21 protein-coding genes and 1 pseudogene are annotated in these 18689 nt (G+C 64.6%); 12 read left to right on the forward strand and 10 right to left on the reverse strand.

What is annotated here, in order from left to right; genetic code table 11:
• Position 1 precedes the first annotated feature (1 nt).
• Positions 2-730, forward strand: coding sequence for an adenosylcobinamide-GDP ribazoletransferase (locus HWQ56_RS06910; protein ID WP_176570097.1), 729 nt, complete (start codon positions 2-4; stop codon positions 728-730).
• Here HWQ56_RS06910 and HWQ56_RS06915 read toward each other — a convergent pair.
• Positions 714-1577: a DMT family transporter gene (locus HWQ56_RS06915; protein ID WP_176570098.1), complete on the reverse strand. Its 864-nt coding sequence runs from the start codon at positions 1575-1577 to the stop codon at positions 714-716. The two genes, HWQ56_RS06910 and HWQ56_RS06915, sit on opposite strands and share 17 nt — an antisense overlap.
• Positions 1578-1729: 152 nt before the next feature.
• On the opposite strand from HWQ56_RS06915, the gene HWQ56_RS06920 reads away from it, so the two are divergent.
• On the forward strand, positions 1730-2536 hold the full coding sequence (locus HWQ56_RS06920) for a UDP-2,3-diacylglucosamine diphosphatase (RefSeq protein ID WP_158156405.1): 807 nt from the start codon (positions 1730-1732) through the stop codon (positions 2534-2536).
• Between the two features lie 33 nt (positions 2537-2569).
• Here HWQ56_RS06920 and HWQ56_RS06925 read toward each other — a convergent pair whose 3' ends face one another.
• The gene (locus HWQ56_RS06925) at positions 2570-2881 is read right to left on the reverse strand and encodes an Mpo1-like protein (protein WP_158156407.1); all 312 of its coding nucleotides are present in this window, start codon (positions 2879-2881) and stop codon (positions 2570-2572) included.
• 141 nt (positions 2882-3022) lie between these two features.
• Between HWQ56_RS06925 and HWQ56_RS06930 the strand changes: the two genes are divergently transcribed.
• The gene (locus HWQ56_RS06930) at positions 3023-4084 is read left to right on the forward strand and encodes an AraC family transcriptional regulator (RefSeq protein WP_158156409.1); all 1062 of its coding nucleotides are present in this window, start codon (positions 3023-3025) and stop codon (positions 4082-4084) included.
• Here the strand turns inward: HWQ56_RS06930 and HWQ56_RS06935 are convergent.
• On the reverse strand, positions 4041-5495 hold the full coding sequence (locus HWQ56_RS06935) for a TrkH family potassium uptake protein (RefSeq protein WP_158156411.1): 1455 nt from the start codon (positions 5493-5495) through the stop codon (positions 4041-4043). The genes HWQ56_RS06930 and HWQ56_RS06935 overlap by 44 nt on opposite strands.
• A 125-nt stretch (positions 5496-5620) precedes the next feature.
• On the opposite strand from HWQ56_RS06935, the gene HWQ56_RS06940 reads away from it, so the two are divergent.
• A complete protein-coding gene (locus HWQ56_RS06940; protein WP_176570099.1) occupies positions 5621-6178 on the forward strand; it encodes a nitroreductase family protein in 558 nt (185 codons plus the stop codon).
• A 113-nt stretch (positions 6179-6291) separates the two neighbouring features.
• Here HWQ56_RS06940 and HWQ56_RS06945 read toward each other — a convergent pair whose 3' ends face one another.
• The 6 genes from HWQ56_RS06945 to HWQ56_RS06970 form a co-directional block, all read right to left on the reverse strand.
• Positions 6292-7632: a sensor histidine kinase gene (locus HWQ56_RS06945; RefSeq protein ID WP_158156415.1), complete on the reverse strand. Its 1341-nt coding sequence runs from the start codon at positions 7630-7632 to the stop codon at positions 6292-6294.
• Positions 7633-7701: 69 nt separating this feature from the next.
• Entirely contained in the window at positions 7702-8157 is a 456-nt protein-coding gene (locus HWQ56_RS06950; protein ID WP_158156416.1) for a Spy/CpxP family protein refolding chaperone, read from the reverse strand.
• A 140-nt stretch (positions 8158-8297) separates the two neighbouring features.
• Positions 8298-8975, reverse strand: a complete 678-nt coding sequence (locus HWQ56_RS06955; protein ID WP_158156418.1) for a response regulator transcription factor — start codon at positions 8973-8975, stop codon at positions 8298-8300.
• A 7-nt stretch (positions 8976-8982) separates the two neighbouring features.
• Positions 8983-9330 (reverse strand): SH3 domain-containing protein, encoded by a 348-nt coding sequence (locus HWQ56_RS06960; RefSeq protein WP_176570100.1) that lies wholly within the window; start codon positions 9328-9330, stop codon positions 8983-8985.
• A 169-nt stretch (positions 9331-9499) separates the two neighbouring features.
• A complete protein-coding gene (locus HWQ56_RS06965; RefSeq protein WP_158156422.1) occupies positions 9500-9799 on the reverse strand; it encodes a YciI family protein in 300 nt (99 codons plus the stop codon).
• A 1-nt stretch (position 9800) separates the two neighbouring features.
• Positions 9801-10397: a septation protein A gene (locus HWQ56_RS06970; protein WP_158156424.1), complete on the reverse strand. Its 597-nt coding sequence runs from the start codon at positions 10395-10397 to the stop codon at positions 9801-9803.
• 67 nt (positions 10398-10464) lie between these two features.
• Here HWQ56_RS06970 and HWQ56_RS06975 point away from each other — a divergent pair, with 67 nt between their 5' ends.
• From HWQ56_RS06975 to arfB, 8 genes and pseudogenes are all read left to right on the forward strand, one after another.
• A complete protein-coding gene (locus HWQ56_RS06975) occupies positions 10465-11325 on the forward strand; it encodes a PHP domain-containing protein (protein ID WP_158156426.1) in 861 nt (286 codons plus the stop codon).
• Positions 11326-11341: 16 nt separating this feature from the next.
• Positions 11342-11971, forward strand: coding sequence for an L-threonylcarbamoyladenylate synthase (locus HWQ56_RS06980; protein ID WP_158156428.1), 630 nt, complete (start codon positions 11342-11344; stop codon positions 11969-11971).
• Positions 11972-12096: 125 nt separating this feature from the next.
• Positions 12097-12795 (forward strand): segregation and condensation protein A, encoded by a 699-nt coding sequence (locus HWQ56_RS06985; RefSeq protein WP_176572354.1) that lies wholly within the window; start codon positions 12097-12099, stop codon positions 12793-12795.
• 32 nt (positions 12796-12827) lie between these two features.
• A pseudogene (gene scpB / locus HWQ56_RS06990) lies at positions 12828-13583 on the forward strand (SMC-Scp complex subunit ScpB); the annotation flags it as partial.
• A gap of 30 nt (positions 13584-13613) precedes the next feature.
• A complete protein-coding gene (locus HWQ56_RS06995) occupies positions 13614-13802 on the forward strand; it encodes a DUF1289 domain-containing protein (RefSeq protein ID WP_158156432.1) in 189 nt (62 codons plus the stop codon).
• A 111-nt stretch (positions 13803-13913) separates the two neighbouring features.
• On the forward strand, positions 13914-15104 hold the full coding sequence (rluB, locus tag HWQ56_RS07000; protein WP_176570101.1) for a 23S rRNA pseudouridine(2605) synthase RluB: 1191 nt from the start codon (positions 13914-13916) through the stop codon (positions 15102-15104).
• Between the two features lie 404 nt (positions 15105-15508).
• The gene (locus tag HWQ56_RS07005) at positions 15509-16909 is read left to right on the forward strand and encodes an amino acid permease (protein WP_158156436.1); all 1401 of its coding nucleotides are present in this window, start codon (positions 15509-15511) and stop codon (positions 16907-16909) included.
• A gap of 138 nt (positions 16910-17047) precedes the next feature.
• Positions 17048-17461, forward strand: coding sequence for an alternative ribosome rescue aminoacyl-tRNA hydrolase ArfB (gene arfB, locus HWQ56_RS07010; RefSeq protein ID WP_176570102.1), 414 nt, complete (start codon positions 17048-17050; stop codon positions 17459-17461).
• Here arfB and HWQ56_RS07015 read toward each other — a convergent pair.
• Positions 17458-18660: an MFS transporter gene (locus tag HWQ56_RS07015; RefSeq protein ID WP_158156440.1), complete on the reverse strand. Its 1203-nt coding sequence runs from the start codon at positions 18658-18660 to the stop codon at positions 17458-17460. The two genes, arfB and HWQ56_RS07015, sit on opposite strands and share 4 nt — an antisense overlap.
• Between the last annotated feature and the right edge of the window lie 29 nt (positions 18661-18689).

An 18689-nucleotide genomic window follows, 5' to 3' on the forward strand; every position in this document is an offset into this window, starting at 1 on the left:
CATGTTGCCATTCTGGATCGCCCTGCAGTTCCTCAGCAGCCTGCCGGTACGCCTGGCAGGCATGCCGCCGCCCCAGGCCATGGGCCGCTCGCTGCTGTGCTACCCACTGGTCGGCCTGCTGTTCGGGGGGCTGTTGTGGGCGCTGAACCTGGTGCTGGCCGGAACGCCAGCGTTGCTGCATGGGGCTTTGTTGTTGGCCGCGTGGGTGCTGCTCAGTGGTGGCCTGCACCTGGACGGCCTGGCCGATAGCGCTGATGCGTGGTTGGGAGGCTTCGGTGATCGTGCCCGGACGTTGGAGATCATGAAGGATCCGCGCAGCGGCCCGATCGCCGTGGTGACGCTGGTGCTGGTGTTGTTGCTCAAATTCTGCGCCCTGCTGGCGGTGGTCGACAGTGGCCATACCCAGGTGTTGTTGATCGCGCCGCTGCTGGGGCGGGCGTCGCTTTTGGGCCTTTTTCTCACTACCCCTTACGTGCGCGCGGGCGGCTTGGGCCAGGCGTTGGCCGATCACTTGCCGCGGGCCGCTGGGTGGGGCGTGCTGTGGGTGAGTGTTGCCGCCTGCTTGCTGTTGGCGGGTTTCAAGGGCTTGGCCATGGCCGCGGTGGCGGTGCTGATCGGTGCCGGGTTGCGCCGGCAGATGTGTCGGCGCCTGGGGGGCACGACCGGTGACACCGCCGGGGCGCTGCTGGAACTGCTGGAAATGGCTGTTCTGGTCAGCTGGGCTCTGTAGGGCTGGGTGCCCTACTGGACAGTACGATTGCCGCGAAGATCAATACGCCGCCGGCCAGCATGCGCGCCGTTGGCGTTTCGCTGAAGAACACCCAGGCAAAGGCAATGCCGTAGACCGGTTCCAGGGCGAACACCACCGCCGCGGTGCGCGCCTTGATCACCGCCAGGCTGGCGACGAAGAGGCTGTGGGCCAGGCCGGTGCAGAATACCCCCAGCAGGCCGATCCATAGCCAGTCCATGGCGCCCAAGGTGGCCAATTGCGGTACGGCCAGGGGCGCCAGACACACCGCCACCACCGCGTTCTGGCACAACGCCGCCTGAACCGGCGGAACACGGTTGCCACTGGCGCGGTTCACCAGCGACAGCACCGCGAATGTCAGCCCTGAGAGCATGGCCCACAACAGCCCAGTGGTGGCCTGGCTGGCGAGATCGAACGCGGGCGTCACCAGGATCAGGCCGACGCTGACCAGCAGCACCAGCATGACCTCCCTGAGGTGGATACGCTCACGAAACACCAGGCCTTCCAGCAGCACGGTGAATGCCGGGAAGCTGGCGAAACCCAGGGTCGCCACCGCCACCCCAGCGACCTTCACGGCGATAAAGAATGTCACCCAGTGGCCAGTCAACAGCACTCCGGCCGCCAGCAGCCGCCCCCGGTCACCGCGTCCCAGTGGTTGCCAGCCCTGCCGCGCTAGCCGGGCGAACGTCGCCAGGGCCAATACTGCGAAGGCCGCTCGGCCCATCACGATGACCACGGCGCTGGCGTTGGCCAGCTTGCCGAATACGCCGGCCAGGCCGAAGAACAACGCGCCGATATGCAGGGCGCCAAGGGCAGTACGGGGCGTCATGGGCATCCTTGCTGTGGTTGAGGGGGGGGCGCCTGTTTGGTCGCTCTGGATCGGTTAGATATCGATGGGCTTGTCACGCCATTGTTGCATGCCTGTCATGGTCATTTCACGGCGCAGTCGCAAGCTTGTGCAAACCCCGACGGAGCTTGCCCATGACCAGCGCCCAGTTTCCCAAGTCCAGCGGCAAGCAGCGTGTTCGCACATTGTGGATCTCTGATGTACACCTGGGCACCCGCGACTGCCAGGCCGAGCACCTGTCGCGTTTTCTCAAGGCGTACCACGCCGACCGCATTTACTTGGTGGGCGATATCATCGACGGCTGGAAAATGCGCAGTGGCATGTATTGGCCCCAGGCGCACACCAATGTGATCCGGCGCCTGCTGACCATGGCCAAGCGCGGCACGGAAGTGATCTACGTCACGGGGAATCACGACGAGTTCCTGCGCCGCTATTCGAAACTGATGCTGGGCAATATCCAGTTGGTCGACCAGGCCGAACACCTGACCGCCGATGGTCGCCGGCTGCTGGTCATCCATGGCGACCAGTTCGATGTCATCACCCGTTACCACCGGTGGCTGGCATTCCTGGGGGACTCGGCCTATGAATTCACGCTGACCTTGAACCGCTGGCTCAACCATTGGCGGGCGCGCTATGGCTACGGGTACTGGTCGCTGTCGGCGTACCTCAAGCACAAGGTCAAGACCGCAGTCAGTTTCATCAGCGACTTCGAGCAGGCCATTGCCCACGAGTGCGTGAAGCGTGGTTTCCACGGCGTGGTGTGCGGGCACATCCACCATGCCGAGATCCGTCAGGTGGGCGAGGTGGAGTACCTCAATTGCGGGGACTGGGTAGAGTCCTGCACGGCGCTGATCGAACACTGGGACGGCCAGATCGAACTCTACCGCCTGGCCGAGGCCCAGGCGCGTGCGCAAGCTCAGGCTCAACCCTCCGTGGCGTGAACGCCGTCCGTGGGGCCCACAGCGCGCCCGCGATCAGAACCCCACCTTGCCCACCAGCATGTCCCGGTACATGACGAAGTCCCCGGCCAGGCTGTACAGCGGGTAGCGAAACGTGGCCGGGCGGTTTTTCTCGAAAAAGAAATGCCCGGCCCACGCAAAACCGTAGCCGGCGATGGGGAGGGCAATGAGCAATCCCCAGCTGCCGCTGCCCACGATCCACGCCACCAGGGCAATGACCAGGCTGGTGCCGACGAAATGCAGACGCCGGCAGGTGCTATTACTGTGCTCGGCAAGGTAGTAGGGATAGAAATCACTGAAACGATCGAACTGCTGGATAGTGTTCACGACGACGGCCTCGTCTGACGATCAATGGGGCTACGTGGGACCTTATTTAAGTCTAGAGTGAACGACAAGGCGAGCCACTGACTATTGGCGCCACTTTTGTATCTTTTGACACAATCGCCGTGGCGCGGAAATGGGGCAGGCATGAGTGAAAGGACCACATCGGCCAGTTGGGCCATGGGTATCGTCAAGGCGCTGGAGCTTGAAGGGCTGGATTGCCCGGCGCTGTTCCGCCAGTTGGGGCTGGATTTCTCCGCCTTGGACGACCCTGACGCACGCTTCACCCAGGACTCCATGACCCGGTTATGGACCCTGGCGGTAGAGATCTCCGGCAACCCTGCCATTGGCCTGAACATGGCGCGGGTCGTGCGGCCCGCCTCGTTCCATGTCGTCGGCTACGCGCTGATGTCCAGCCGCACCCTGGCCGAAGGGTTCGCCCGCCTGGTGCGCTACCAGCGCATCATCGCTGAGAGCGCCGATGTCTCCTTCAAAATGCTGCCAGAAGGCTATGGGCTGATTCTCACTGTCCACGGTGACCACCTGGTGCCGACGCGCCAGAGTGCCGAGGCATCGCTGGCCTGTGCGCTATCGTTATGCAGTTGGTTGACGGGGCGCAGCCTGCAGCCGCGCAAGGTCTTGTTCCAGGCCCCTGAACCCGTGGACCTGGAGCCCTATCGGCGAGCCTTTCACGCCCCCATGGCGTTCAGTGCCGCCCATGATGCGTTGATTTTCGAACCGGCCGACATGGAAGTGCCGTTGCCGACCGCCAACGAAGCCATGGCGGCGCTGCATGACCGCTTTGCCGGGGAATACCTGGCGCGGTTCGCCGAGGGGAGGGTGACCCACCAGGCGCGCCAGGTGCTGTGCCGGCTGTTGCCCCAGGGCGAGCCCAAGCGTGAAGCCGTGGCCCAGGTGCTGCACCTGTCCCAGCGCACCCTGCAGCGGCGGTTGCGTGAAGAGGGCACCAGTTTCCAAGCCTTGCTCGACGACACCCGCCGCGAATTGGCCGAGCAGTACATGGCCCAGCCGCAGATGACCCTGCTGGAAGCGGCCTATCTGCTCGGCTTCGCCGACCCCAGCAACTTTTTCCGTGCGTTCCGCCGCTGGTTCGATACCACCCCCGGCGAATACCGTACTCGTATGCTCGGCGTGGAAGCGGCGGTCAGTGACGCCAGAACGCCGGCATGCACAGCACCAGCACCGTGATGATTTCCAGACGGCCCAGCAGCATGCCGCCGGACAATATCCACTTGGCCGCCGAGGGCAGGCTGGCGAAGTTGCCGGACGGGCCGATGGTTTCCCCCAGGCCTGGCCCGACACCCGACACGGTACTGGCCGCGCCGGTGAGCGCGGTCATCCAGTCCAGGCCCAGCAGCGACAGCGCCAGGGCGATGCCGCTGATGGTGATGGCGAAGAAGAACGAAAACGTCAGGATCGAGCGCACGATGTCCTCGTCCAGCCGGTGGCCGTTGTACTTCTGGCGGATGACCGCGCGCGGGTGAATCAACTGGTTGAGGTTGGCCTTGAGCAGGATATAGGCCACCTGGAAGCGGAAGATCTTCACCCCGCCGGCCGTGGAGCCAGAGCAACCGCCGATGAACCCCAGGTAAAAGAACAGCATCAAGGCGAAATTGCCCCACAGGCTGTAGTCGCCCAGGGCAAAGCCGGTGGTAGTGACCACCGAGGTCACGTTCAGGGCCACGTGGCGCAGGGCTTCCCACCAGGGCAATTGGGTCGTCCACCAGTACCAGGTGGTCATCACCAGCCAGGTCACCAGCAACAGACCGAGAAAACCCTGCACCTGTTCGTCCTTGAGCAACGCCCGGCGGTTGCCGCGCAGGGTGGCGACGTACAGGGTGAACGGCAGGCTGCCCAGGATCATCACCACCACCGCCACCCAGTGCACCGCGGGTTGCGACCACTTGGCCAGGGACTGGTCCGAGGTCGAGAAACCCCCCGTGGAAATCGCCGACATGGCGTGGTTGATGGCGTCGAACAGGCTCATGCCCGCGGCCCAGAAGGCCAGGCTACCCAGGGCGGTGATGCCGATGTACACCAGCACGATGGACTTGGCCACCATGTGCGAGCGCGGCATGACCTTTTCCGAGCGGTCGGAAGACTCGGTCTGGAACAGGCGCATGCCGCCCACGCGCAACAGCGGCAGGATGGCCACCGCCATGCCGATGAAGCCGATGCCGCCCAGCCAGTGCAGCAGCGAGCGCCACATCAGGATGCCGGGGCTCATGGTGTCCAGGCCGCTGAGCACCGTGGAACCTGTGGCGGTGATGCCGGACATGCTTTCGAAGAAGGCATCGGTGTAGCTGATGTGCTCGGTGAGCACGAAGGGCAGGGCGGCGAACACGCACACCACCAACCAGCTGCTGACGGTCAGCAGGTACATGTCCCGCGGCCGCAGGTGTACATGCTCGGGGCGGCCGGGAACAATCAGCGCCAGGCCGGCGACAAAGGTGATCAGGCTGGACCACAGGAACGCTGGCAGGTCGCCGGTGTGCTGGAAGATCAACAGCGTCGCCATGGGCACGGCCATGCTGATGGCCAGCGTGATCAGGAAGATGCCGATGATGAAACCAATGATACGCAGGGTCGGCAACGCCATGGAGTCCGCTCGGGGCTTGAAAATGAAGGGCGCCATTCTACCTGTGGGTCCGGGCATGTAAACCCGACAGGGGTTTGCTCGTTGTGTCTAGAATAGCGTGACTCAACTGTTCAGGGAGGTGGCCCATGGAGGCCCTCGACGTATTGCTCAACCGTGTATCCGTGCCACGCCTGGTAGAACCGGCGCCTACGGCGCAGCAGCGTGAAGTGTTGTTCCAGGCCGCCCTGCGCGCGCCAGACCATGGTCAGTTGCGGCCCTGGCGGTTCCTGACGGTGGAAGGTGCGGCCCGTGAACAGCTGGGCGAGATCCTGGCCGAGGCGGCGCGATTGAAGGGTGATGCCAGCGAAGCGGCACTGGAAAAAGCCCGCGGCATGCCGCTGCGTGCGCCGCTGGTGGTTGTGGTGGTCGCGCGTTTGCAGGACCACTTCAAGGTGCCGAAGAGCGAACAACTGCTGGCTGCCGGTTGCGCGGCGCAGAACATTCTGCTGGCCGCCTACGCTCAGGGGATCGGCGCAGTGTGGCGCACTGGCGAGCTGGCCTATGCGCCGCATGTGGCCAAGGGCCTGGGGCTGGCGCAGGGCGAGGAAGTCATTGCCTTCCTGTACCTGGGTACCCCGCTGAACCCGCCGCGCGAAGCGCCCAAGGTCAGCACTGCCGACTACGTCAGCGCCTGGTCGGTTTGATCCCGCGCTTTACGTAACGCCCCGCGCAACGGTGGGCCCAGCCTTCACCCGCCAGGCACATCGTGTGTGCGGCCGACGCGGCCAGGTCCGCTGCTACAAGGCGCCGCGGTGCTTCAAGCCTGGGTCACCGGCGTCAATGGCAGGTCAAGGATGGCCAGGAAGCCACCTTCCGGGTGGTTGGCCAGGGTCAGGGTGCCGCCATGGCGCTCCACCGCGCGGCGGGCGATGGCCAGGCCCAGGCCATGGCCGGGCGCGGTCTGGCCGGGCGCGCGGTAGAACGGTTCGCCCAGTTGGGCCAGGTGCTCGTCACCCACGCCGGGGCCATGGTCGCGCACGCTGATTTGCACCCGCTCGTTTTTCAACTGGGCGCCCAGTTCGATGGGCTGGCCTTCAGGATTGAAGCGCAAGGCGTTGCGCACCAGATTGTCCACGGCCCGCTCGATCATGGTCGGCCAGCCGGTCAGGGTCAGACCCTGCTCACACTTAATCTTGATCTGCTGCTCGGCGGCGCTGAGGCGAGCATCGTTGCGCACGCTCTTGAGCACCGTGGCCAGCTCCACCGGTTCGGCCGTCGCATGCTCGGCGTCGAGGCGGGCCAAGGTGAGAATTTCGCTGATCAGCGCCTCAAGCCGGTCGCATTCGCGGGTCAGGCGTGGCCACAGGCGCTCCCGTTGTTCTGGTTCGGCGCGCTCGGCCAACGCCAAGGCAATGCGCAGGCGCGCCAGGGGCGAGCGCAATTCATGGGACACGTCCCGCAGCAACTGGCGCTGGCTGCCGATCAGGCTCTGCAAACGCGCGCCCATGCGGTTGAAGTCGTTGGCCAGCACGCCAAATTCGTCACGGCGGTCGGCCAGCCGCGCCAGGCTGTTCTGCTGGTAGGTGGTCTGTCCCAGGTCATGCACCGCGCCGCGCAGGCGGCTCAGGGGGCGGGTGATGGAGAGGGTGACCAACAGGCTGAACAGGGTCAGTACCACCAGGGCGATACCCAGCGCGCTCAGCGGCCATACCAGGCTTTCGCGCCGCCAGGCATCCAGTTCGGGATGGGCGATGCGGTAGATCAGCAGGTAGGTGTCACCGGTCTTGGGGCTGGTGTACTCGGCCGTCAGGCGCCGCCAGGGCAGCGGGCGATCATCATTGCCATCGTTCTGCCGGGCCTCGAAGGCCGCCGCGCGGCGCGGGAAGGTGCCCGGCACCACGGCCTCGCCTGCCTCGTTGAGCACCTGGACATCGATGTGGTAACGCCACTTGCGCTGTTCGAGCAGCTGCTGGGCCGCGTCCTGGCCGTCCTTCTCATAGGTGGTGACCCAGGTCTCGGCCAGGTTTTTCAGGCCAGGGTGGCGGCTCAGGATCCAGGTGTCCTGATTCAGGATATGGCCGAGCAGAATCGACAGGCCGGCGACGAGGGTGATGGCCAGCCAGAAACTTGCCAGGATGCGCCAGAACAATGATCGCAAGGGAGTACCTCAAATGCAGAAGCCCGACACGCGTGAACGTGTCGGGCGGGGGTCAACGATGAGCGAAGCTTACTGGGCTTTCTGACCCTTTTGCGCTTTCCATTCCTGGAATTCCTTCCATTCGGCGCGGCGCTCGTCCTGCTTCTTCTTCATTTCGTCGAACTGCTTCTGCTGGGTCGGGTTCAGCACGGCGCGGATATCGGCGCGCGCTTTGTCATGCTTGGCCTGGATCTCGTCCTTCATCGCCTTCTGGTCGGCGGCTGGCAGTTTTTCCAGGTAGCGATGCAGCACTTCACGGTCGATGTTGCGTTCCTGGCCCATCAGTTGGCCGATCTTCTCGCGCTGCTCCGGAGTGAGGTCCAGTTTGGCGAAGCCATCACGTGGGCCGCGCTCGTGGTGCATGCCTGGGCCGCCGAAGTCAGGGCCGGGGCCGAAGCCAGGGCCGCCAGGGCCACCTTCGGGCGCCGCCATGGCAACGGTGGGCAGGGCGGTGGCGAACATCAGAGCCATCAGGGTCTTGCGCATGGTGAATCTCCTTGTCTCGTTGCCGGTGTTAACCGGATGAGCTCAGTTTAAGGAGATCAAGGTCAGGTGCAGTCAGGGGAGCGTAAAGCTTGAGTAAAGAGAGGCAGCTGCCTGCTGAACGCTCCGAGCCATGGGCCGGCCTACTCCGCATAGTAGTAGCCACGGCTACGCAGGGCGACGATGCGCGGGCGGCCGTCGGCATGGGGGCCGATTTTCTTGCGCAGGTTGCTGACGTGCATGTCAAGGCTGCGGTCATACAGGGTCAGCTTGCGGCCCAGGGCGATTTGCGCCAGTTCCTGTTTGTCCAGCGGTTCGCCCGGCTGGCGCAGCAGCGCTTCGAGCAGGCGGCTTTCGGACACGGTCAGGGTGATGTCATGCTCGTCGATGGTCACCACGCCACGCGCCTGGCTGAAGCACAGGTCGCCCAGTTCCAGCTGCCCGCTGGTGGCGGTCGGGTGGCTGCGGCGCAGCACGGCACGCAGCCGCGCTGTCAGCTCGCGCGGGTCGCAGGGCTTGGCCAGGTAGTCATCGGCGCCCAGCTCCAGGCCCAGGATCCGGTCCAGGGGTTCGCCGCGGGCCGAGAGCATCAGCACCGGCAGGTCGGCGTGCTCGTTGCGCAGTTGCTTGAGCAGTTCCAGGCCACTGCCGTCGGGCAGCATGACGTCCAGCACCACGGCGGCAGGGGACAGTTCGGCCAGGGCCTTGCGGGCGCTGGCGCCGTCGTGGCAGGCACGCACCACGAACCCTTCCTGGCCCAGCCAGCTGCTCAGGAGCTCGCACAGCTCCACATCATCATCAATCAGTAACAGATCGCTCATGAAACTCTCAATTCAACCATTGCCGGCGCTGTCTACGCCCGCCGCTGATAAAGATACCGCATAGGGCGGCCAACAAGGCTACCCCCGCACCTGTCACAAACCATTGCTGCTGTTCCGTCAGCAGGCGTACGCCGGGCGCGGCCTTGGCCTGGGCCTCCTGCAATTGTAGTTTGAGCCGCTGGTTTTCCTGGCTCAACTCCGCACGCAGGCGTTCACCTTCGTTCAGCCGTTGCTGCCATTCGCTGAGCGGGGCGCTGGTGGTCAGGGGCGAGGGCGCCGGGCCGTCGTCGGCCTGGGCATCACTGGCGCCCAAAAGCAGCACGACCAACAGCGAGAACAGCAGACTCTGGCGCATAGTGACTCCTTATTCTGTCGATTGTTCGGCAGGTTGTCGGCAGCCACGGGCGAATGATGAGGCAATGGGTTGATGCAAAGGGAGAAATTTGCAGTTTGCAGGAGCCGGCGTGCCAGCGGGCTTGTCGAACCGCGCGCCGGCAACCCCCGCCCCTACACGATGCACACCGTTACGGCAGGGTTTGCTTGAACGGCTTGACCAGTACGTCGGCGTACACGCCAGCTTCCACGAAGGGGTCGGCACCGGCCCATTCCTGCGCGGCGGCCAGGGACTCGAACTCGGCGACGATCAGGCTGCCGGAGAAGCCGGCGGCGCCCGGGTCGTTGCTGTCTACCGCCGGGTGCGGGCCGGCCAGGACCAGGCGGCCGTCGTCCTTGAGCTTTTCCAGGCGCGCCAGGTGGGCCGGGCGAACGCTCAGGCGTTTTTCCAGCGAGTCGGGCGTGTCGGTGGCAATGATTGCGTAGAGCATGTCAGTCCTCGGTCTTCGGGGTAGTGGTATCTGCGTCATGCAGGTGGCGAGACAGGTAAATGCCCTGGCCCACCAGGAACAGCAGGGTCATGCCCAGGCTGCCGAACACCTTGAAGTCCACCCAGATGCTCTGGAAGGTGAACGCCACGAACAGGTTGGCGGCACCGCTGAACAGGAAAAACACGATCCAGGCGACGTTCAAGCGCGCCCACACAGTATCGGGCAAGGTCAGGGCGTGGCCCATCAGACGCTTGATCAGCAGGCGGTCACCGATGAAGTGGCTACCGGCGAACGCCAGGGCGAACAGCCAGTTGACCACCGGCGCCTTCCATTTCAGGAACGTCTCGCTATGGAAAGCCAGGGTCAGGCTGCCGAACACCAGGCACGCGGCCAGGGTCAGCCACTGGCTCTTCTCCAGCTTGCGCTGGGTGATGAAGAGAATGCCGTACACAATGATGGAACTGGCGATCAGCACGCCCGTGGCGCTGAAGATGCCGCCCAGGGTGACCTGTTGGCCGGCGACTTCGACGGTGCGCGGGTCCAGCTTGTAGACGATGAAAAACAGGAAAAGCGGGATGAAATCGATGAATTGTTTCACAGTGGCAGCCAGAAGCAGGATGTGACGGCATAATAACAAACATCAAAGACAGCGAAAGCGCCACCTCATGAATGTTGACCTGCACTGCCACAGCACCGCCTCCGACGGCTCACTCTCGCCGACGGACCTGGCTGCGCGCGCCCACGCCAATGGTGTGCGGGTACTGGCCCTGACCGACCACGACACCCTCGAAGGCCTGCCCGAAGCCCGGGAAGCCACGCGGGCGCTGGGCATGCAGTGGGTCAGCGGCGTGGAAATGTCCTGCACCTGGGGCGGCGCCACCATCCACGTGCTGGGCTACGGTTTCCCCCTGGACGCGCCGCCGTTGGTCGCCGCGGTCGAGGCGTTGCACCATGGCCGCTGGCTGCGGGCCGAGGAAATCAGCCGACGACTGGCGCTCAAGGGCATGCCCGGCGCCCTGGAAGGCGCCCGCGCCATCCAGCAGGAGCTGGGTGACAGCGGCAACGCCCCGGCGCGCCCGCATTTCGCCGAGTACCTGGTGCGCCAGAATCACGTGCGTGACCGTGCCGAGGCCTTTCGCAAGTGGCTGGGTGCCGGCAAGCTGGGCGACGTCAAGCAGCACTGGCCGACCCTGGAAGACACCGTCGCCACCCTGCGCGCCGCCGGGGCGTGGGTAAGCCTGGCGCACCCGCTGCAGTACGATTTCACCCGCAGCAAGCGCCGCAAGCTGATTGCCGACTATATTCAAGCCGGGGGCCAGGCCCTGGAGGTGGTCAACGGCATGCAGCCGGCCGAGCAGGTCGGCACCTTGTCGATCCTGGCGCGCGAATTCGGTCTGCTGGCCAGTGCCGGCAGTGATTTCCATGGTCCAGGGGCCTGGTCCGAGATCGGTATCTACCGACCGGTGCCGGAGGATCTGCCACTTCTGTCGGGCCGGTTCAAACATGAGCAGCCACTCGTCGTCTGACCAACAGGTAGAGAACGTGAGTCAATTTTTCCAGATTCATCCGGACAATCCCCAGGCGCGCCTGATCAAGCAGGCCGTGGAGATCATCCGCAAGGGCGGGGTAGTGATCTATCCTACCGATTCGTCCTACGCCATCGGCTGCCAGATCGGTGACAAGGGCGCCATCGAGCGCGTGCGTCGCCTGCGCAAGCTCGACGACAAGCACAATTTCACCCTGATCTGCCGCGACCTGTCGCAGCTGGGGCTGTTCGCCAAGATCGACACCGGCGCGTTCCGCCTGCTCAAGGCGCATGTCCCGGGGCCGTACACCTTCATCCTCAACGCCACCCGCGAGGTGCCGCGCCTGTTGTTGCACGACAAGCGCCGCACCATCGGCCTGCGGGTGCCGGACCACCCCATTTCCCACGCGCTGCTGGAAGAACTGGGCGAGCCGCTGATGAGCGTCAGCCTGATCATGCCCGGCGAGACGCTGCCCATGACCGACCCCTACGAAATGCGCCAGTTGCTGGAGCATCAGGTGGACCTGATCATCGACGGCGGTTTCGGTGGTGTTTCGGCTTCCACGGTGATCAACCTGGCCGAGGGCGAGCCCCAGGTCGTGCGCGTGGGCTGCGGCGACCCGGCGCCTTTCATGGCCGAGGCGTGACCGGCGTGACCGTGGCCGAGCCCACCCCCGAGGTCGAACAACCGCGAGCGCCCGAGCAACTGGCGTTGGTCTACGGGCAGTCCTACACGGAAATGCCGCTGGACCTGTACATTCCACCGGATGCCCTGGAAGTCTTCCTGGAAGCCTTCGAGGGGCCGCTGGACCTGTTGCTGTACCTGATCCGCAAGCAGAACATCGATATCCTCGACATTCCCGTGGCTGAGATTACCCGCCAGTACATGGGCTACGTCGAGCTGATGAAGACCGTGCGCCTGGAGCTGGCCGCCGAATACCTGGTGATGGCGGCCATGCTCGCCGAGATCAAGTCGCGCATGTTGCTGCCGCGTTCGGCCGAGGCCGAACAGGAAGAGGACGACCCGCGCGCCGAACTGATTCGCCGGCTGCAGGAATACGAGCGTTTCAAGGCCGCCGCCGAAGGCCTGGATGGCCTCAAACGCCTGGGCCGCGATATCTACGTGCCGCAACTGGACGCGCCCCAGGCCAAGGTGCGCAAGCTGATGCCCGACGTGGCGCTGGAAGAAGTGTTGATGGCCATGGCCGAGGTGATGCGCCGCGGCGACCTGTTCGAAAGCCACCAGGTCAGCCGAGAGGCGCTGTCTACCCGCGAGCGCATGAGTGAGGTGCTGGAGCGCCTCAAGGGCGGCGGCTTCGTGCCGTTCGTCGAACTGTTCACCGCCGAGGAGGGCAAGCTGGGGGTGGTCGTCACCTTCATGGCCATCCTTGAACTGGTGAAGGAATCCCTGGTGGAGCTGGTGCAGAATGAGCCTTTCGCGGCCATTCATGTGCGGGCCCGCGCCGACTAGCTTTGTGCCCCGCTGCCCTCATGAGTCGATAGATGAACCTGACCGAACCCCGCGACCTGGCCTCGTTGCTCGAAGCCTTCCTGCTCGCCTCGGGCAAGCCCCAGTCCCTGGAGCGCCTGTACGAGCTCTTCGAAGAAGCCGAGCGGCCGGAACCTGCGGTCTTCAAGAAAGCCCTGGAGCTGCTACGCAAGTCCTGCGACAGCCGTTCATTCGAGCTGGTGGAGGTGGCGTCTGGCTACCGTTTGCAGATCCGCGAGAAATTCGCGCCCTGGGTGGGCCGGCTGTGGGAAGAGCGGCCCCAGCGTTACTCGCGCGCCTTGCTGGAAACCCTGGCGTTGATCGCCTACCGCCAGCCCATCACCCGTGGCGAGATCGAAGACGTGCGCGGCGTGGCGGTGAACAGCAACATCACCAAGACCCTGCTGGAGCGCGAGTGGATTCGCGTGGTCGGTTACCGCGAAGTGCCGGGCCGGCCGGCGATGTTCGCCACCACCAAGGCCTTCCTCGACCATTTCAACCTGAAGAACCTGGACAGCCTGCCACCGCTGGCCGAACTGCGCGAGATCGAGCCAGAGCCGGTGGTCGAGGACCTGGACGACGCGCCGGTGCCCGCGCACCTGCAGGCCCTGGCCGACGCCAGCGCTCCGGCGGGCGAGGACGAGGCGCCGAAGGAGGAAACCAGCTTCCATACCCTGCTGGCCGAACTGGACACCATGGAGCAAGGTCTCAAGACAGACTTCGACGATCTGCTCCTCGACACGCCGCTGGACGAGGAAGGGGAGGACGAAGCCCCCGACCGCCACCACGAGTGAGGCCCCATGAGCAGCAAGGATCCGTGTATCGGTGTGTGCAAGTTCGATGACGATGTGTGCGTCGGTTGCGGGCGCAGCAAGCGCGAGATCAAGGGCTGGAAGAAGATGGACAAGGGCGAGCGGCGCCAGGTGCTGGCCGAATCGCACCTGCGCCTGCTGGCACTGGCGGCCACCGGCCGACGGAAAAAGAAGTGACCGGGAAAATATCTACTAGTCTCAGGTGCGCAACGGCGCGCATGGGCGTATGATTCGCGACCCTTCGGGCGACATGAACGCCCCACATCACACACCGGGAGGTGCTAAACGATGACTGAACACGACAAGCCAGAGGTCCAGGAAATGGGCCCCGCCGGCGAAAAACTGCAGAAAGTACTGGCCCGCATCGGCGTGGGTTCGCGCCGCGACGTGGAAGCCTGGATCGGCGAAGGCCGCATCAAGGTCAATGGCGTCAACGCCACCCTCGGCCAGCGCGTCGACCTGCACGACGCCATCAGCGTCGACGGCAAGGTGATCAAGCGCGAAGAAGCCTCGGAAACCGTGCGCCGCGTGATCATCTACAACAAGCCGGATGGCGAGATCTGCACCCGCGACGACCCGGAAGGCCGCCCGACCGTATTCGACCGCCTGCCGCGCCCGCGCGAAGGCCGCTGGATCAACATCGGCCGCCTGGACATCAACACCACCGGGCTGTTGATGTTCACCACCGACGGTGAGCTGGCCAACCGCCTGATGCACCCGTCCTACGAGATGGACCGCGAGTACGCCGTGCGCGTGCGCGGTGAAGTCGACGATGACATGCTGCTGCGCCTCAAGAACGGCGTGATCCTGGAAGACGGCCCGGCGCGTTTCACCGACATCCAGATGGCCCCGGGTGGCGAAGGCTTCAACCATTGGTACCACTGCGTGGTGATGGAAGGCCGCAACCGTGAAGTCCGTCGCCTGTGGGAATCCCAGGGCCTGGTGGTCAGCCGCCTGAAGCGCGTGCGTTTTGGTCCGGTGTTCCTCAACTCCGACCTGCCCATGGGCCGCTGGCGCGAACTGAGCCAGCACGAAGTGGACGTGCTCAGCGCCGAAGTCGGCCTGACCGCGGTGGCCATGCCGGCCATGAACGCCAAGAGCAAGGACAAGATGGAGCGCCTGCAGCGCAAGTCCTCGCGCCCGCTGGGCCGTGGCGAACGCGTGCGCACCCTGCGCCCGGCCCACGACGGTGCCCCGGCCGCCGCCGAGCGTCCGGCCCGTGCCCCGCGCGTGGAAGAAGGCGAGCGTCCGGCGCGCAAGCCTCGTGGCGATGCCCCGGCGCCGCGCCGCGGTGAAGCCCCGGCGCGCAAGGACGGCCGTGGTTCGGCCGTGGCCGAGCGCCCAAGCGACATGAACAAGCGGCCGGCCAAGCCAGGTGCCCAGCGCCCCGGCCTGAAACTGTCGGACGACAGCAAGCGCCGTGGCCCTGCCGCGGACAAGCGTGCGCCGGTGACCCGTCGCAAGCCCAAGCCTGAGTAACCCGTACGCTTGAAACGCAAACGCCAGCCTCCGGGCTGGCGTTTTGCATTCTGCTGGGTGGAAAACTTGCGTTGCAGGGTGTAAATATATCTTTACGATCGACGCCGCTGTTAATAGCTCGCCAGTGGGCAAGCTTCCACAGGTTTTGCGGGGCCTTGGCAAGATTGAAGCTGTCCGTCAGGGTCGCGATGTAAAGAAATATTGCCAGGCATGCACTAAATTGTAACATTCATCGGCTTTTTGCCCTCTTGTCAGCGGTTCCCCCTCGCGCTCCCATGCACGGCGTGTACAATGCGCGCCCTTTACTGTGGCAGCCTGCCGTTACCGCGCGCATTTCTGCCGTTCCGCCAAAAGTGGAGCGGGCCCGTTTCGTCACAGATAAAAACAACCAGGTGACCAACTTCATGAGTGCACAGAACTCATCCGGCCAGCTAAAGCGCGGCCTGAAAAATCGACACATCCAATTGATCGCCCTGGGCGGCGCCATCGGCACGGGGCTGTTCCTCGGCTCGGCCGGCGTGCTCAAGTCCGCCGGGCCATCGATGATCCTCGGCTATGCCATCTGCGGTTTCATTGCCTTCATGATCATGCGCCAGCTGGGCGAAATGATCGTGGAAGAGCCAGTGGCCGGTTCCTTCAGCCACTTTGCCCACCAGTACTGGGGCGGCTTCGCAGGCTTTCTGTCGGGCTGGAACTGCTGGGTGCTGTACATCCTGGTGGGCATGTCCGAACTCACCGCGGTGGGCAAGTACGTCCATTACTGGTGGCCCGACGTGCCCACCTGGGTCTCGGCGGCCGTCTTCTTCGTGATGATCAACGCCATCAACCTGGCCAACGTGAAGGTCTTCGGCGAAGCCGAGTTCTGGTTCGCCATCATCAAGGTGCTGGCCATCGTCGGCATGATCGCCCTGGGCAGCTACCTGCTGGTCAGCGGCCATGGCGGCCCGCAGGCGTCGGTCAGCAACCTGTGGGACCACGGCGGCTTTTTCCCCAATGGAGTGAAGGGCCTGGTCATGGCCCTGGCGATCATCATGTTCTCCTTCGGCGGCCTGGAAATGCTCGGTTTCACCGCTGCCGAAGCCGACCAGCCCAAGACCGTAATCCCCAAGGCGATCAATCAGGTGATCTACCGCATCCTGATTTTCTACATCGGCGCGCTGGTCGTGCTGCTGTCGCTGACCCCATGGGACGGCCTGTTGCAGACCCTCGACAGCGCCGGCGATGCCTACAGCGGTAGCCCCTTCGTGCAAGTGTTCTCGATGCTGGGCAGCAACACCGCGGCGCACATTCTCAATTTCGTGGTACTGACCGCGGCGCTGTCGGTGTACAACAGCGGTACCTACTGCAACAGCCGCATGCTGCTGGGCATGGCCGAACAGGGCGACGCCCCGGCAGCCCTGGCCAAGGTGGACAAGCGCGGGGTGCCGGTGCGGGCCATCCTGGTGTCGGCGGCGGTGACGCTGGTGGCGGTGGTGCTGAACTACCTGATGCCCCATGACGCCCTGGAATTGCTGATGTCGCTGGTGGTGGCCACCCTGGTCATCAACTGGGCGATGATCAGCTTCTCCCACCTCAAGTTCCGCCAGCACCAGGTGCGCAATGGCCGCGTGTCGTCGTTCCGGTCGCTGTGGTACCCGTGGGGCAATTACCTCTGCCTGGCGTTCGTGGTGTTCATCCTCGGCATCATGTTGATGATCCCTGGCATCAACGTCTCGGTGTACGCCATTCCGGTGTGGGTGGTGGGCATGTACCTGGCCTACCTGGCCCGTAACCGCCGCGCTGCCCTGACCCTGCAAAAGGGTTGATCGGCACTCTTGCCGCGTAGCAGCGGACCTGGCCGCGTCGAGTGTGACGCGGACAGGTTCGCTGGTACGCGGCGCTGTTTTGACGGCAGCTTGCCTCAGCTGCTACCGTCCTCGCTTTTCCTCTCTTGAATCATGCCCATGCTGGAAATCTCCAATAACGTCCATCTGCCCGATGCCGAGATCGAGCTGAGCGCCATTCGCGCCCAAGGCGCTGGCGGGCAGAACGTCAACAAGGTGTCCAGCGCGGTGCACCTGCGCTTCGATATCAACGCCTCGTCATTGCCACCGTTCTACAAGGAACGCCTGCTGGCGCTGCGTGACAGCCGTATCACCAGTGATGGCGTGATCGTCATCAAGGCTCAGCAATACCGCACTCAGGAACAGAACCGCGCCGACGCCCTGGAGCGCCTGCGGGAACTGATCGTCAATGCCGCGAAGGTGGAGAAGAAGCGTCGGCCCACCAAGCCGACCCTGGGGTCCAGGACTCGTCGGCTGGAAGGCAAGACCAAGCGCGGTGCCATCAAGGCCGGCCGCGGCAAGGTCGACTTTTAAAGCGCCGCGTCCGGGTGGCGGGGCTGGTTGAGTGTCTGGCGGTACAGGTACAGGCTCAGCGACAGGCCCAGGAACGAGGCGATGGCGGCGAACAGGAAGATCGAGCTGAAACCGAAGCCCGCCGCGATGGCGCCGGCCAGCGGCCCGGTGATGCCCAGTGACAGGTCGACGAATAGCGAGTAGGCGCCCACCGCCGCGCCGCGGCTCGAGGCTGGCACCAGGTTCACCGCCTCCACGCCCAGGGCCGGAAACACCAGCGAAAAGCCAAAGCCGCTCAGGGCCGCGCCGGCCAAGGCCAGTTCGGCGCTGGGGGCCAGCCATAGCAGCAACAGCCCCAGGGATTCCACCGTCATGCAGCCGATGGCCACGCGGAAACCGCCGATGCGGTTGATCAGGTTGCCGAAGATCAACCGCGCGCCGATGAAGCTCGCGCCGAACAGGCTCAGTGACAACGCCGCATTGCCCCAGTTGTGGCTGGCGTAATACAGGGTGATGAACGTGGCGATGGTGCCGAAGCCGATACCGCCCAGCGCCAGGCCGGTGCCGTGGGGCAGTACCTTGCCCAGTACATGCATGAACGGCATGCGCTCGCCCGCCACCACCGGCGCAGGCGTCTTGTTCCAGGCCAGCGCCAGGCCCAGCGCCGCCAGCAGCAGGATGCTCACGCCCATGGCCCACAGCCCCAAGTGCTGTACCAGCAAGACGCCGGCCGGGGCGCCGATGGCCAGGGCGCCGTAGCTGGCGATGCCGTTCCAGGAAATGACCTTGGCGGTGTGCTGCGAGCCTACCCGACCGATACCCCAGCCGATGGACCCCGACCCTACCAGGCTCTCGGCGCTGCCTAGCACCAGGCGTCCGATGAACAGGCTGACCAGGCTGACCATGGGCAGGTTGTGGGTGAAGGCGGCGATCAACATGAACACCCCGCTCAAACCACAGCCGAACAGGCCGTAGATCACCGCTTTCTTGCTGCCATGGTTATCGATGATCCGGCTTGAATGCGGGCGGCTCAGCAGGGTGGCCAGGTACTGCACACTGATCACCAGGCCGGCGATAACCGCGTTGAATCCCAGGCCGTTGTGCACGAAGCCAGGCAGCACGGCCAGGGGAATGCCGATGTTGAGGTAGCCGATAAAGGTAAACAGGACGATGGAAACGACTTGCAACGTGACCGCCAGCGGTCGCGGGTTCGTGGGCATTGGGTATTCCAGGAGGGATAGGTGCGCAA

Origin of the sequence: Pseudomonas eucalypticola (assembly GCF_013374995.1) — a bacterium.
In the GTDB taxonomy this organism is placed as follows: Bacteria; Pseudomonadota; Gammaproteobacteria; order Pseudomonadales; family Pseudomonadaceae; genus Aquipseudomonas; species Aquipseudomonas eucalypticola.